General features: G+C 63.0%; 14 protein-coding genes. 6 read left to right on the forward strand and 8 right to left on the reverse strand.

Annotation, left to right across the window (positions count from 1 at the left end; all coding sequences use genetic code 11):
• Positions 1-93 precede the first annotated feature (93 nt).
• The 3 genes from LDO41_RS01170 (at position 94) to LDO41_RS01180 (ending at position 1,843) form a co-directional block, all read left to right on the forward strand.
• Complete coding sequence (locus LDO41_RS01170) at positions 94-291, forward strand: hypothetical protein (protein WP_223980797.1); 198 nt, start codon at positions 94-96, stop codon at positions 289-291.
• A 347-nt stretch (positions 292-638) separates the two neighbouring features.
• Positions 639-1,442: a hypothetical protein gene (locus LDO41_RS01175; RefSeq protein ID WP_223980798.1), complete on the forward strand. Its 804-nt coding sequence runs from the start codon at positions 639-641 to the stop codon at positions 1,440-1,442.
• Positions 1,439-1,843: a hypothetical protein gene (locus LDO41_RS01180; RefSeq protein WP_223980799.1), complete on the forward strand. Its 405-nt coding sequence runs from the start codon at positions 1,439-1,441 to the stop codon at positions 1,841-1,843. Before LDO41_RS01175 ends, LDO41_RS01180 begins: the two co-directional genes overlap by 4 nt.
• A gap of 17 nt (positions 1,844-1,860) precedes the next feature.
• Here the strand turns inward: LDO41_RS01180 and poxB are convergent, their stop codons facing one another.
• Together poxB and oxlT are read right to left on the reverse strand one after the other, a co-directional pair.
• Positions 1,861-3,591, reverse strand: a complete 1,731-nt coding sequence (gene poxB / locus LDO41_RS01185; protein WP_223980801.1) for a ubiquinone-dependent pyruvate dehydrogenase — start codon at positions 3,589-3,591, stop codon at positions 1,861-1,863.
• A 296-nt stretch (positions 3,592-3,887) separates the two neighbouring features.
• A complete protein-coding gene (gene oxlT, locus LDO41_RS01190) occupies positions 3,888-5,207 on the reverse strand; it encodes an oxalate/formate MFS antiporter (RefSeq protein ID WP_223980818.1) in 1,320 nt (439 codons plus the stop codon).
• Positions 5,208-6,221: 1,014 nt separating this feature from the next.
• On the opposite strand from oxlT, the gene LDO41_RS01195 reads away from it, so the two are divergent.
• Both LDO41_RS01195 and LDO41_RS01200 read left to right on the forward strand, forming a co-directional pair.
• On the forward strand, positions 6,222-6,593 hold the full coding sequence (locus LDO41_RS01195) for a hypothetical protein (protein ID WP_223980821.1): 372 nt from the start codon (positions 6,222-6,224) through the stop codon (positions 6,591-6,593).
• Between the two features lie 87 nt (positions 6,594-6,680).
• Positions 6,681-7,694: a LysR family transcriptional regulator gene (locus tag LDO41_RS01200; protein WP_223980823.1), complete on the forward strand. Its 1,014-nt coding sequence runs from the start codon at positions 6,681-6,683 to the stop codon at positions 7,692-7,694.
• Here the strand turns inward: LDO41_RS01200 and LDO41_RS01205 are convergent.
• A complete protein-coding gene (locus tag LDO41_RS01205; RefSeq protein ID WP_223980826.1) occupies positions 7,646-8,299 on the reverse strand; it encodes a peroxiredoxin-like family protein in 654 nt (217 codons plus the stop codon). The two genes, LDO41_RS01200 and LDO41_RS01205, sit on opposite strands and share 49 nt — an antisense overlap.
• Before the next feature lie 162 nt (positions 8,300-8,461).
• On the reverse strand, positions 8,462-9,511 hold the full coding sequence (locus LDO41_RS01210) for an FUSC family protein (RefSeq protein ID WP_223980829.1): 1,050 nt from the start codon (positions 9,509-9,511) through the stop codon (positions 8,462-8,464).
• Positions 9,512-9,741: 230 nt separating this feature from the next.
• Here LDO41_RS01210 and LDO41_RS01215 point away from each other — a divergent pair, with 230 nt between their 5' ends.
• A complete protein-coding gene (locus tag LDO41_RS01215; RefSeq protein WP_223980830.1) occupies positions 9,742-10,752 on the forward strand; it encodes a 2-dehydropantoate 2-reductase in 1,011 nt (336 codons plus the stop codon).
• A gap of 19 nt (positions 10,753-10,771) precedes the next feature.
• On the opposite strand, the gene LDO41_RS01220 is transcribed toward LDO41_RS01215, so the two are convergent.
• Genes LDO41_RS01220 through LDO41_RS01235 form a run of 4 tightly spaced genes read right to left on the reverse strand, consistent with a single transcriptional unit; the run spans position 10,772 to position 13,793 of the window.
• Positions 10,772-11,512 carry a GGDEF domain-containing protein gene (locus tag LDO41_RS01220; protein ID WP_223980832.1) on the reverse strand — a complete coding sequence of 247 codons (741 nt, stop codon included), beginning with the start codon at positions 11,510-11,512 and terminating at the stop codon, positions 10,772-10,774.
• 20 nt (positions 11,513-11,532) lie between these two features.
• Positions 11,533-11,922, reverse strand: coding sequence for a DUF1987 domain-containing protein (locus LDO41_RS01225; RefSeq protein ID WP_223980834.1), 390 nt, complete (start codon positions 11,920-11,922; stop codon positions 11,533-11,535).
• Between the two features lie 21 nt (positions 11,923-11,943).
• The gene (locus LDO41_RS01230) at positions 11,944-12,522 is read right to left on the reverse strand and encodes a SiaB family protein kinase (protein WP_223980836.1); all 579 of its coding nucleotides are present in this window, start codon (positions 12,520-12,522) and stop codon (positions 11,944-11,946) included.
• Between the two features lie 23 nt (positions 12,523-12,545).
• Complete coding sequence (locus LDO41_RS01235) at positions 12,546-13,793, reverse strand: SpoIIE family protein phosphatase (protein ID WP_223980838.1); 1,248 nt, start codon at positions 13,791-13,793, stop codon at positions 12,546-12,548.
• Positions 13,794-13,798: the final 5 nt, after the last annotated feature.

Here is a 13,798-nt window from a genome sequence, read left to right on the forward strand (position 1 = left end):
GGTCGCGAATCAAGCGGTAGTTTCATCACCAAACGTTACAGAACCGAGGTTGTGGCGTTGGTATCCTTGGCCCTCAAAACAAGGGAGAAGAGTATGAAGCCGTTGCTGTTGATCGTTGCCGCCTGCGCCGTGTTGTTGAGCGGTTGCGTTGTTGCGCCGTACCCCCATGACGAACCGGCGGGCGGGCCGGGCTGTCCGCCGGGGCAGGCGAAGAAGGGCAATTGCCGCGTGGATCAGTACGGCAACGAGTCCTTCTGCCCGCCGGGCAAAGCGAAAAAGGGGCAATGCTGATCGGATCGTGCGGACGCGACGGCCTCTGTAGTCTTTGTCAGAACATTCAATGCCCGCGCCATGCGGGCATTGTCGTTTCTTGCTTCATATTCGAATCGCTCATGGAAGCAGAGGGGCCCCAAGGTAGTCCTCGGAGCCCAGCGCCGGCCACGTAGTCGCGACCCATTTGAGTGCGCAGGTTAGCGGGGCAGACTCATCTTCGCAAGCTTCACTGCCCGGCCGCTCTGTGTTTGTCGGTTCTTTGACGACGCTCGTTGCAATTCGTTTTTCGCCGATGTAAGTCGTGTAGAAATAAGGGAACAATGCGCGGCTGTCGAACTAGACGTGCAGATAAGCGCAACCCACTGATGCAAGCCATTGACCCACAAACTCGAGAGATGAACTACGCCAACCGGCTCATCGACATGATGACGCAACGGTTGCCGGATGACTTTGAAGTGCGCCGTATTGAAGCCAGCCTGAATCGGCTGCGGCAGCAGCCGGGTAGTGATTTGGCGACGTGCTTTCATGCCATCTCGCTGGCTCGAGTTCTGCGGATGGATCGCGATGGAGCGCTCGATGCCGCACGGAATGCGGTGCACATGAACCCGGTCTCTCCAGCGCTGCACATCAACTTGATCAGCACCTTTCTCCATCTTGCCGAAATTGATGCGGCGGCCAAGGTTGCGGACCGATGCCGTGGCCGCTTTAGGGGCGATCTTCAAGTGCTGACGGCGATGCTGCTTGCTTATGTCTACGCGTTCCGGTTTGAGGATGCTCTCGCCGTGTGTCAGGAAGGCAGTGGACGTCGTGATCACGCGCCCAGATTCAATGCTTGCGCCTTTGATACCAGCGTCGTCGAGAACCTGATGCGGCTTCGCGATGAACATGGCTATACAGAGGCGACATTGCAGGAGGTTTTCAATGTTGCAGTGGGGGTGCTCGTAGATGCGGGTGCGGGGCCACTGCGATTTTCGCGCGCCATCATGCCTGATGGCTCCGTCATGCATCATTTTCATGTGGACCGCTCTGTGAAGGAGTGTGCCGCGCTGGACTGGGCTATTGCCGACCGCCTTGTTGAGCGGTTCGACAAGACGGGGTCTGAGCTTATGAGTCTGTGCTGCCTTCCCGTGACGACGTACCACGATCTTCAGCCTGGGGCCGCAAAATGACCGTCAGCGCAACGGACTTCGAGCGTTTCGCGCGGCAACTGATTCAAGGGGTCACGGAGATCGAGTGGCGTAATGGTGCGTCGCGCCTTTACTACGCGGCTTACCATGCGTGCCAAGCGCAGGCACACCGCTGTCCAGACAATAGCAATCTGAAGATGGGCTCGCACGAGGCATTGATGAAGCGCTATGAGCTTCAGGAAGGCTCGTATGCCAAGTCGATTGCCTACATTCTGCTCGCAATGAAGCGCATCAGATGTCAGGCCGACTACGACATCAGTGCCGAGTTCGCGAAGGACGCGGCAGAGAAACAAATGACGCATCACCAAAATCTGTCGGCGAAGCTGCGCGCTTTCGCTCAACAATTTGGGGATGCGTCGACGACGGCCGAAGCGACCGTTTGATTGCTTGAGCGCGGTGACTACCGCAACAAATTCGTCTTCGCCAACTCCACCAGTTCATCCGCGCGGCCGTTCATTACGGCTTTTAGCGCCCATAGGCTGAAGCCTTTTACTTGCTCTGCTTTGAGTGCGGGTGGCATGGCCAGTTCTTGGGTGTTGGTGACTACGTCCAGCAATGCGGGGCCGTCATGGCGTAGGAGTTTGTCGATGGCTTCGGGGAGGTCTTTGGGGTCGTCTACGCGTTGGCCGAAGATGCCTATCGCGCGGGCCATGGCGCCGAAGTCGGGGTTCTCTAGCGTGGTGCCGGTTTCCAGCAGACCGGCGGCTTTCATTTCCAGGGCGACGAAGCCCAGTACGCTGTTGTTGAAGATCACCACTTTCACCGGCAGCTTTTGCTGCGTGAGCGTGAGGAAGTCGCCCATCATCATGGCGAAGCCGCCGTCGCCGGACATGCTGATGATCTGGCGTTGCGGATAGGCGGATTGGGCGCCGATGGCCTGTGGTAGCGCGTTGGCCATCGAGCCGTGGGCGAGCGATCCGATCAGGCGGCGTTTGCCGTTCATGCGCAGATAGCGCGCGGCCCAGATCGTCGGGGTGCCGACGTCGAACGTGAAGACCGCGTCTTCGGACGCCTTCTCGCTGAGTAGTCTGGCGACGTGTTGCGGATGGATCGGCTTGCGGCCGCTGTCGCCGCTGGCGAGGTCGTCGAGTTCCTTGCGGGCGGTGCGGTAGTGCTTCACGCAGGCATCGAGGTGGGCGCTGTCGGTCTTGGCGGTGAGCAACGGTTGCAGCGCGTCGAGCGTCGCGCCGACATCGCCGACCAGACCGAGGTCGAGGCGCGTGCGGCGGCCCAGGTTTTCCGCGCGGACATCGATCTGGATGATCTTCGCGTGCGACGGATAGAACTGGCGATACGGGAAGTCGGTGCCGAGCATCAGCAGCGTGTCGCAATTCTCCATCGCGTGATAGCCTGAGCTGAAGCCGATCAGCCCAGTCATGCCGACGTCGTACGGATTGTCGTACTCAATGTATTCCTTGCCGCCGAGCGCATGAACGATCGGGGCCTTGAGTGTTTCCGCGAGCTTGACGACCTGGTCATGACTGCCCGCGCAGCCGCGCCCGCACAGCATCGTGATCTTGCCGGCGTCCTTGAGCATGCCGGCCAGCACGGACAACGATGCACCGTCGGGCACCACCACCGGTTCTTTCGGGATCAACGCAGCGGGCGCGGACATCCCGGCCGAGACTTGCCGCAGCGCAACGTCCCCGGGAATCACGATGACCGCGACACCGCGTTTGCCGACCGCGGTACGGATCGCGGTCTCCAGCACTCCCGGCAGTTGCTCCACGCTGGTCACGAGCTCGCAGTAGTGGCTGCATTCGCGGAACAGGTTCTCCGGATGCGTTTCCTGAAAGTAGTTGCGACCGATCTCCGCGCTCGGAATATGCGCGGCAATCGCCAGCACCGGCACGCGCGAGCGATGGCAATCGAACAGCCCGTTGATCAGATGCAGGTTGCCGGGCCCGCAACTCCCCGCGCAGACCGCGAGTTCGCCGGTCAGATGCGCCTCGGCACCGGCCGCAAACGCGGCGGCTTCTTCGTGGCGCGTGTGGATCCAGTCGATGTCCTCGCGTTTGCGCAGCGATTCCGTGATGCCATTGAGGCTGTCGCCGACCACGCCGTAGATGCGTTGCACGCCAGCATTGGCGAGGACGGCGGTGATCAGATCGGCTGCGAGGGTGGTGGACATGCTGGCTCCTTGATGACAGTGCGGGATGTCGGTGTGCGTCAAAGGTGATCTGGAAGGTACGACGCGTGAAAACGCGCCGGAGTTCCGGTAGCACGATGTATCACTGTAGTGCGTGTGAATGTGAGACGCGAATCTGAGACATTGGCCGCACAGCGTGCCGGACGTGAAAAAAGCGGACTTCTTTCGAAGCCCGCTTTTTTTCGCAATCGCCGCAACCGGTCAGCCAGACCGGCTTGCGTCACCGCCGGGTATCCGACGCCAACCCATCAGGCGCCAACCCATCCGACGCCAACCCATCAGGCGCCAACCTGCACGCCGGCCGAGGAGGTGGACTCCTCCTTGAACAACCGCTTGGAGGACGCGACGTGTTCCGCCAGTACGGGTCGTAACACGACGAGGGCGAGAACCGCCGCGGTCAAGTCCATCGCGGCGACGGTGTAGAGCACCGTCGACCACGTGCCCGTGGCTTCCATCATCAGGTTGCCGATCGGTACGAACAGTGCGCCGATACCCTTGGCCGTGTACAGCACGCCGTAGATCTTGCCGATGTGCTTGGTGCCGAAGGCATCGCCGGCCAGCGCGGAGAACAGCGAATACACCTCGCCCCACGCCAGGAACACGACTCCGGACAGGATCAGGAACGCGTACGGATTGCTGCCGAAATAGCCCAGCGCGATGATGCCCAAACCTTCGAGCGTGAACGCGATGACCATGGTTTTCTCTCGGCCGATGTTGTCCGAGATCCAGCCGAACAACGGTCGCGAGATACCGTTCATGATCCGGTCCAGCATCAGCGCGAGCGGCAGTGCCGCCATCACGAAGAAGTGGAGGTCGACCTTGAACTCCTTGACGCCGAGATCCTTGGCGATGACGCCGAGCTGTGCCACGGCCATCATGCCGCCGGTGACCACGAGCACGAACATAACGAGCATCAGCCAGAACAGCTTGGTGCTCATCGCCTCCTTGAGCGTGTAGTCGCGCGTGGCCTGCGCCAGCTTGCTCGACGCACGCACCTCGGTGGACTTCGGGGCGCGCAGGAACCAGGCCGCGATAAACGCGATGGAGCCCTGCAGCAGACCGAAGAACAGGAAGGTCTCCTGATAGCCGGCGGACTCGATCATCGACGCGATCGGCAGGATGGTGGCCGCGGAGCCAGCACCGTAGCCGCCCGCCGTCAGGCCGACCGCAAGACCGCGCCGATCCGGGAACCACTTGAGCGCGTTATTGATACAGGTGGCGTAGATCGAGCCCACACCGATGCCGCCAACGGCCGCGCCAAGGTAGAAGCCCATCAGCGTGGTGGCCTGCGCGTTGATGACCCATGCGGCGCCGATCATGATCGCGCCGAACGCGACCATCAGCCGGGGCCCGAACTTGTCGATGAAGTAACCCTCGATCGGCGCGAGCCAGGTCTGCACGAGCACGAACAGCGTGAAGGCGACCTGAATCTGCGCGCGCGGCCAGCCGTAGGTCTCCTCGATTTCCGGTACGAACAGCGTCCAGGCGTACTGGATGTTGGCGGTGGCGATCATGCAGACCACGCCGGCGATCAGTTGGTACCAGCGCTTGGAGTCCGACGACTGGTTGGGCGAGAGCGTTGCCGAAGGGTTACTCATGGCGTGCTCCTGTTTGCGTGAATACTGCGGGGAAAAGTCTGGACACTGGCATTTTGATGTCTCCTATTTATTGATGGCGAGACCCGCTGATGGATTGGAATCAATCGGAATCAATCGGAGTTCAGGCGCGGAGTAAATCGCGCCACTCGCCTTTTATGTGAATGCATAGGAATTGAAATGAGCATTCCTCAACCAAAATCACTGCCGCATTCCCTTTGGGCAAAAAGGGGTCCTGACCGCTCCATTGGACGGTTGCTGCCTCGATGCGGTACTGCGAATTTAAAATGCGAGGGGAACGGCTACACAGTATGTGATATACCAGCGAACTTCAAGAGGAAGGCACGGCAGGGTTTTCACCAAATGCGGGGCATTATTCCGGAATTAAATGGATATTATCTGTTCAGACGAATCCGGAATAAATTGGCAAAAAAAATGCCCACAGACGCGTCTGCAGGCTGAGTCGTGCTGTGTGACACCAGTCCACGGCACGTTTCTACGTTATAAATGAAATGCGTGCGCCGAAAGGAGGTTTTTTCATTACATTTTGGCAATGTAAGGAGGGGTATTAACATTACAAAATTGTCATAATCCGAACATTACAAAATTGTCATTTTCAGGTCGGGGAATGAAAGGGCGAAAGTAAGGGCGAAAGTAAGGGCAAAAGGAAGGGCGAAAGAGGGCATCTGTTCTGCTGCATTGCGGCGGACCCAGGGTTATCGGAGGGGGCGTATTGCATCGGCGCGTCTGGCATGGCGCACCTCGGCGCGTGGGCCGAGCGCGATGTTCGTTTGCGAAGCGGGTAAGTGTTGACGCCGGCACCTGCGGTGGAGGTCGGCCCTAATGTGTTCGAATGACTGCTGCATATACGCAACGAAAGCGCAGCGAAACGCAACGAGAACGCCATCGTAGAGCGCCGGCTCGAGACCGGACGCATCGGAACGACGAGGCTGCATGCTACCCTTCAGCCTTTGCCAAGAATGCCGTTATTGGACTATCTGGCTTTGGAGAAATGTAGTGAGCCTCCTGTCCAACTTTCCTGCCTCTCTCGCGATGGATCATATTGGTGAACGCTTCGCCGAGGCCGATCTCATCACAAATCGTGAAGAGCGATGGGCCGCCCAGGCGGTGATCGCGCTCGACACCGGTGATCTACATCTCGTGGGTCTGGTCCTGTTCAAGGCGATCCAGGAGTACGGTCTCTATCAGTTCGCGGAATTGGTCGGCGAAGCGCCGATTCGTCTGCAGCGCCTGTGGATGCCCGGCGTGCTGACGTCGCTCGAGCGCGCCATCGAACTGTTCACGGCACTCGGCGTGCGTCTGCCGATCGAGCCGTATCACGCGACGTTGCTCGCGAACTATCCCGCCTCCGGGGCCTCGATCCACTGACTGCGGCGAATTCCGCCACATTGCGCGGACGCCAGCGATGGCGCCGCGCGCTAAGATGGCGGCCGTTCGTATCGCGAGGAGTGCGTCATGGATCGGCTGTCTCCCATGGAGACGTTTGTTGCGGTGGTGGAGGCAGGTTCGTTCTCCGGTGCCGCACGACGGCTCGAGCTTGGGCAACCCGCGGTATCCAAGATCATCGCGCAACTCGAGCAGCGGCTCGGTACCCGGTTACTGCTGCGTTCTCCACGCGGCCTGACCCCGACCGATGCCGGCCTGCGCTTCTACGAGCATGCGCGCCGCGCGATCGACTGCGTCGATGAAGCCGAACAGGCCGTGCGCGATGCCTCGCAGTCCCTCTCGGGACGCTTGCGGGTGTCCTCGACGGTGACGTTCTCGCGCATTCATCTGCTGCCCGCCCTCAAGACTTTTCTCGCACGGCACCCGCAACTTGAACTGGACCTCGCGCTCGAAGATCGCGTGATCGATCTGATGGCAACGGGGACCGATGTCGCGCTGCGCATGGGCAAGCTCGATGACTCGGACATGATCGCGCGCAAGATCGCGGAAAGTCCGCGTTATGCGCTGGCCACGCCAGCCTATCTGGAAGCCGCCGGCATACCGATGGTGCCGGGCGACTTGCAGCAGCATGAAGCGATCATCTATTCGACAGGTGGGAGCGGCGGAGACACATGGGTTTTCCGGCGCGATCCTTCCGTCAGTCGCGACAGCAGCGTCACCGTGACGCTCGGCGGTCGTGTGCGCGTGAGTGCGGCCGAAGGGTTGCGCACTGCCGTGCTCGCGGACATGGGGATTGCCGTGGCCTCCGAGTGGATGTTCACGGCGGAACTGGCCTCTGGGCAGGTGCGTCGTGTGCTGACCGACTGGCAGCTGCCCGCGATCGACCTGTGGGCCGTGTTTCCCGCGGGCAGGATGGTCACGTCGAAGGCGCGCGCGTTTGTCGCGTTTGTGGAGGAAACGCTGGCGGCGCAGTCGCCCCGCCAGTTTCCAGACGCTGAACCGAACGCCGGTGCCAGCGCCAATTCGGACGTCAATTATCCGAGCACCGGAAAAAGCGCGGACGGATCCGGGCGGTGCGTGTAGTCGGGGTTGACCTCGGCATAGCGCACGATTCCGTCGGTGCCGATGACATAGCGCGCGGGGATCGGCAGCGTCCAGCTCGGGTCGCCATTGAACGCCGGCAGATCACTGCCGAGCGCCTTGTAAAGATCCACCAGGTAGTCGGGCATGGCAAAGCGCAGGCCGTAGGTTGCGGCGACATCGTTGTGGGTGTCGGCCAGCACGGGGAAGTTCAGCGAATTGACGCGCACGGCCTTGCGGCTATTGACGGGAAGCTGCGGCGAGATGGCGACGAGCTTCGCGCCACGCGCTTCGATCTCCGGCAATGCCTCGTTGAGCGCCTGCAACTCGAGGTTGCAATACGGGCACCACACGCCGCGATAGAACGTGACCACCAACGGTCCCTGCCGCAGCAATTCTTCCGACGACACATCGTTGCCGTTCTGGTCCTGCAACGTAAAGGACGGCGCGCGGTCACCGACGCGGATGGCCCGCTCGGCCTGACCCGAGGCGACGAGTTCGGCCGTGGCGCGGTCCATGATCGGATGAATTTCCGCGGGGGCGTTGTAGGGAGGCTTGCCAGCGCGGAAGTCGGCTTTGAAGGCGTCGAGTTTGTCTTGCAGTGACATGGTGAATCTCCGGTGAAGTCTGAGGCGAGCCGTGTGGCTCGGGTGACTTCATCTTCGGAGATCGGCGGGTCGTGCGGTAGGCGGCACTTTGGAATGGAAGCCATTCCTGCAAGGCATACGGCCCAATACGGTCCAATATGGTCCCCAGCTGGGACGCCGGGTTCAGTTGCTTGCGTAGGGAAACTCGTACTTGCTGCTCATCTGCGTGAGGACGTCGCGCGTACGCGCGAGCTCGGCATCGAGCCGCCGCGTCAGGAACGCGAACGAGCCCGTGGTGGCGCCGTTGCTGCCAGACGCAGCAGCGATCGCTCCGGCGGCGATGTGCCCCTCTGCCGGTGCCTCGGTCTCCGGCGCACTGCCACTCTCGAGCGAATCCGCCAGCGCGAGCATCGTGCTGCGAATGCCGTGGTCGTCCTCGCGCGGATGGTCGGCGTTGGCATCGACCGCCGCCATCAACTCCAGCGCGCTGATGCAGACGCGCGCCGCATGCTGGATCTCTTCGAGCTGTGCCGTGGGTACGTCGGTCTCCTTGGCGACCGACGGAATCAGGCTGCGCAACTGCACGAGCTGCATGCCGAGTTGCAGCATGTCCTTCTGCAGCGTGGCCGGGTCGACACCGCCGCGCTGGACGCGCGCGTGCACCGCGGCGCTGGCGCGCAGCAGCGCGGCCAGCTTGACGCGCCATGAGTACGAGGCGTACGCGGGTAGCGCGAACGAGAACACCAGTGCGACCACGGTGCCGATCAGCACGTCGACGGTTCGCCAGAGCGCGTCGTACACATCCTGGTCGCCGTGACCGGCGGTGATCACCACGGTGATCGCGGTCAGCAGCGCGATATAGCCGCCCTTGCCGATCGCGTGATACGCGCAATATCCGCACACCAGTGCCATCAGCACATAGGTCAGCAGTGGCCAGTGGAGCAGGTAGGACTGCTGCACGATCAATATCAGGCCGATCATGGCGCCTAGCAGCGTGCCGACGCCGCGTTCCGCCGCGCGGCGGCGGATATTGCCGTGGTGCTGCAGGCCGCCGATGACGACGAGCACGGTGATGGACGCCCATTCGCCGTGGGGAATATGAATACCGGTGGTCAGCGCGATCGAGACCAGCAGCGCGAGCGCCACGCGAATCGCGTGAAACAGGCGTGCCTGGCTGTAGCGGCGATTGGGATCGAGCAATACGTTGGTGGTTTTGCGGAAAGCGTCTCGCATGATCGGCGATGGGTGAAGAAGGGCGGAGAAGGATCGCACGGTAGTAACCGGAAATCCCAGTGTAGAGCATGCTTCATGCCAGCGGCCGATTGAGGAAATGCAGAAGGCTTTGGCGGAAGGCACGGTTCCGCTCGCCAGTATGGGGCAGCATGGCTTGTTCGCGTGCGGGTGTGCCACCAGAATGGTCCCATGTCTTTCCCGCAGCGGGGCGTCGGCCCCGGAACCCACTCATGAATGCCGATCTGATCGACGCCACCCTGGTCGACGCCACTGCCGCCGCATCCCTTGCCCGTCAACGCGTAGCCGTGATCGGCGCCGGGGGCGTGGGGCTGTCCGTGGCCGCTTGCCTGGCGCTGGGCGCGCGGCATGACGTGGTGCTGTGCGCGCGCGCGCCGATCGAGGACATCGGGATCGACGCCGCCGAAGGGTCTCGACGCGTGCCGGTGCGTACGCTGACCGATCCCGCGCAGGCCACCGCTGTCGACTGGGTTCTGCTGTGCACGAAGGCGCAGGACACTGCTTCCGTGGCGCCGTGGCTCGCGCGACTGTGCGCACCGGGCACGCGCGTGGCGGCGTTGCAGAACGGCGTCGGACATGTGGAGCGGGTGGCACCATTGTTGCCGCTTGCGCCGCGCGCGGCAGCGGCCGCGGTGGTGCCGGCGGTGGTCTATTTCAACGCGGAGCGCCTGGCGCGCGATCGCGTGCGCTTTGGCGAGGCGGGCGACCGCCATCTGTCGGTGCCCGACGACGAGGGTGGGCGCGCGTTATCGCGGCTGTTCGAAGGGTCGCGCATGAATGCGCGTCCGAACGCGGACTTCATCACGCTGCAATGGCGCAAGATGCTGCTCAATGCGGTGGCCAATCCGATTACCGCGCTGACGCGGCAGCGGATGGCTGTGCTCCACCATAGCGATGTGCGCGCGCTGTGCATGGACGTACTGGACGAGGCGGTGGCGGTGGGGCGGGCATGCGGCGCGCGTTTTGCCGACGACGAGGCCGCGAACATGCTGGCCACGCTGCTGGCGCTGTCACCGGCGTTCGGCACCTCGATGTATGCGGATTGCATGCATGACCGGCCGCTGGAGGTGAATGCGCTGACCGGCGCGATCGTCGAGACCGGCGCGGCGCTGGGCGTGCCGACACCGGTCAACCGTACGCTGCTTGCGTTGCTGCGCGCGATCAGCGATGCCAGCGCGGCGGCGCGGGAGGCGTCGACGCCGGGGCAGCGCGCCGCGGCATGAGGCGGTAATGCGTCGTTAGCTAGTCGCCGCCTGCCATGCCGTCCGCGCACACGACGCGATTGCGTCCCGCGCGCTTGGCGTCGTACAGCGCTTCGTCCGCGCGCGCATAGGCGTTGACAAAGCTCGTGCCGCGCGCGTTGCAGCTGATGCCGAAGCTTGCCGTGACCGGCGCCGTCAGCGGTGCGGCAAAGATATGGTCGGCGATGCGCACGCGCATCCGTTCGGCCAGCACGATCGCTGCGTCGCAGTCGGTGTCGGGCAGCAGCGCGGCGAATTCCTCGCCGCCCACGCGGCCCAGCAGCGCGCCTTCGGGCATCGCGTCGCGCAGGCAGGCGGACAGGCAGGCGGTGACCTCGCAGATCACGACATCGCCCACAGGATGCCCAAACGTGTCGTTGAGCCGTTTGAAGTGGTCGATATCGAGCACGATCAGCGCCAGCGTGCCCTCTTGCAGCGCAGCCGTCGCGCGCTCGATCACGGCGCCGCGATTGAGCGCGCCGGTCAGCGTGTCATGCGTGGCGCGATATTCGAGTTCCTGCGCGAGTTCCTGCAACCGCTGGTTCAGCCGGTTCATTTCGAGCTCTTCCCGGTCACTGCGCCGGATCAGCCGGCGTGTCTCGCGCAGCAGGCGCTCGTAATGGCTGATCAGTTCGCCGAGCGTCGCGCGATAGGAACCCGCGCCCGCGTCGGCATCGAGGTAGATGCCGCGCGCGCGCGCGAGTGCGCTGTTCTCGGTGTCGAACAGATCGGGTTCTGCCATGACGGCGTTCGGTAGCGCGTTCACCCGTTCGTGGTGATGTGGTCGGTAAAGCCGAGCGTGGGGAAGTCCGCGTGCAGTTCCTGGCCGAATTCGAGGATGGTGTCGTCGTCCTCGTCATGGAACCAGTTGACGGCCACGCGATTGCCGCGCTGCGCGGCGTCGTCCAACGCATCGAAGATGCTGAACAGAATCTTGGTGCTCGAGCTGTTGAAGTAGGTGAGCGCGACATTGACGGTGATGTCGACGTCCTCGCACAGGTTCAGGTATTTACGCAGGCGCGTCAGCGCCTCGCCGTAGAACACCGCGGCGTTCTCGGGGTACGACTCGCCCTTCAGCGACAGCGTGTGCGTCTGGAAGTCGAAGTTGACTTCCGGGGAGGCTGGCGTGGCGGCAATGAACAGGTTTTCCATGGCAGATGCTTCCCGATGGCGTCAGATCGTGGCGACGAGCTGGAACATCGTCGAGACCGGGTCCGCGTCGATCGGCTGAAAGTGGTATTCGAGCGGTGCGCTGGCGTCGCGGGCCATCGTCAGAAAACCGAGTCCCGCGCCCTTGCTGCCTTCGGGCGTCTCCGCACGGAGCGTCTCGCGATAGGCGGCCTTGATTTCGTCCAGTGTCATCGTGCGCAACGGCTCCAGTGTCGCACGCAGTTGTTCCACCCGTGCGGTGGCCACCGGGTTCGAGCAGATCAGGCGGTAGTGATCGTCCACGCGGCTGATGCAGACCGAACCGTGACGCAACTGGCCATCGTCCTGGGTAGGGGGCGTCAGCGCGTCGGACGAATAGTGCACGATATTCTGCGCCATCTCAACGAACGACGAAAACAGCTTGCGGCGCGTGCCGCCGTCCGCGCCGCTGACTGCCAGCTGGAGACGTACCGCATCGGACATGGCGGCGATGATGTTCTGCGAGAAGTATCCGACGTAGTAGAAGATCACGTTGCGTTCCCGGGCCTCGGCGAAGAATGCCCCATATTCGGTATCGATCGAGGTATTGGTAATGACGGTCATGGCAGGCTGTCAGGTTGTCCGGGCTAGCGGACGCGAAAGCAGAAGTAGGTAAGGTCGTCTCGGCGGCGATTGTCGCCCTGCCACGCCAGGTGTGCGTCGAGCACGCCCTGGCTCAGCGCCGCGGTGGACAGGTCGCGGCCGGCGCGCAGCGCTTCGCGCACGCGCCGCTTGCCGAACGCGATTTCCTTTGGTCCGCCGATCTGATCGATCAGGCCATCGGTGGTGACGAAGACCACGGAGCCTTCGCGTGTGTCGACGTGGCGGTTGGGCCAGGCGTAGTCCACGGCGGTATCGATGTAGCCCACGCCCTTGCGCTCGCCATCGATCACGTGGTCTTCGGCCTCGCCCGGATGCAGCACGAACAGCGCGCAGCGCGCGCCCGCGAAGGTCAGCCGGCGCGTGGCATTGTCGAACCAGAAGAACGCGGCGTCCATGCCGTCGTTGGACTCGGCGGTCATGGCGTCGCTGCCGTCGGTCTGGCCGAGCATCTGCTTGATGCCGCGGTTGACGGTGGCCAGCAGCGCGCCGGGGTCGCGCGGGCCGCGTGGTCCCTGTTGCTCGATGGCCTGCGCGAGCAGCGACGAGGCGATCAGCGTCATGAATGCGCCCGGCACGCCGTGGCCGGTGCAGTCGGCCAGTGCCGCGAACCAGCCGTCTTCGAACGCCACGAAATGATAGAAGTCTCCGCCAACGACGTCGCGCGGCTCCCACACCAGCGCGGCGTCGGGCAGCGTATGCGCGAGCGCTTCGCGCGAGGCACGCAGCATGGCACGCTGGATGATGCTCGCGTAGTCGATGCTGTGCATGATCTGGCGATTGCGCTCGGCCTGAATGTCGGCCACCACGCGCATCAGCTGCAGGCCGTGGCCCACGCCGAGAAAGCGTCCGTCGCGGGCGATGATGAAGCCGTCCGTGAGGGCCTTTTCGCCGTACTCGACGGTGCGGAAGGTCAGCGCCTCGATGCTCATCGCGGCATCCACGATCAGTGGCTCCTTGTCCATGAACGCGATGCAGCTCTTGCGGTTGTAGAGCTCGCGGTGATACGGCTTGCTCATCTGCGAGAGGAAGATCGAGCGGTTGATCAGGCCGATCGGGCGGTCGTGTTCGGTCACCGGCAGCGTGGCCAGTTCACGGTGCTCGGTGAAGACCTCGAGCACATCCTGGTTGGTGTGATCGGTGGTGACGAACGGAGTGCCCACGCAGAGATCCTCCGCGCAGGGCTGCCGGAATCGCGGACGGGCAGCGGAGGAAGCGGGCGAGACGCTGGACATGCCGA

Origin of the sequence: Cupriavidus pampae, from assembly GCF_914271485.1 — a bacterium.
GTDB classification, from domain to species: domain Bacteria; phylum Pseudomonadota; class Gammaproteobacteria; order Burkholderiales; family Burkholderiaceae; genus Cupriavidus; species Cupriavidus pampae.

Coding starts and splice junctions, on each gene's coding strand:
- LDO41_RS01220 (WP_223980832.1), bottom strand. CDS start 11,512: ATGGCAGAACCCGATCTGTTCGACACCGAGAACAGCGCACTCGCGCGC.
- LDO41_RS01175 (WP_223980798.1), top strand. CDS start 639: ATGCAAGCCATTGACCCACAAACTCGAGAGATGAACTACGCCAACCGG.
- LDO41_RS01170 (WP_223980797.1), top strand. CDS start 94: ATGAAGCCGTTGCTGTTGATCGTTGCCGCCTGCGCCGTGTTGTTGAGC.
- LDO41_RS01215 (WP_223980830.1), top strand. CDS start 9,742: ATGAATGCCGATCTGATCGACGCCACCCTGGTCGACGCCACTGCCGCC.
- oxlT (WP_223980818.1), bottom strand. CDS start 5,207: ATGAGTAACCCTTCGGCAACGCTCTCGCCCAACCAGTCGTCGGACTCC.
- LDO41_RS01230 (WP_223980836.1), bottom strand. CDS start 12,522: ATGACCGTCATTACCAATACCTCGATCGATACCGAATATGGGGCATTC.
- LDO41_RS01200 (WP_223980823.1), top strand. CDS start 6,681: ATGGATCGGCTGTCTCCCATGGAGACGTTTGTTGCGGTGGTGGAGGCA.
- LDO41_RS01235 (WP_223980838.1), bottom strand. CDS start 13,793: ATGTCCAGCGTCTCGCCCGCTTCCTCCGCTGCCCGTCCGCGATTCCGG.
- LDO41_RS01210 (WP_223980829.1), bottom strand. CDS start 9,511: ATGCGAGACGCTTTCCGCAAAACCACCAACGTATTGCTCGATCCCAAT.
- LDO41_RS01180 (WP_223980799.1), top strand. CDS start 1,439: ATGACCGTCAGCGCAACGGACTTCGAGCGTTTCGCGCGGCAACTGATT.
- LDO41_RS01205 (WP_223980826.1), bottom strand. CDS start 8,299: ATGTCACTGCAAGACAAACTCGACGCCTTCAAAGCCGACTTCCGCGCT.
- poxB (WP_223980801.1), bottom strand. CDS start 3,591: ATGTCCACCACCCTCGCAGCCGATCTGATCACCGCCGTCCTCGCCAAT.
- LDO41_RS01225 (WP_223980834.1), bottom strand. CDS start 11,922: ATGGAAAACCTGTTCATTGCCGCCACGCCAGCCTCCCCGGAAGTCAAC.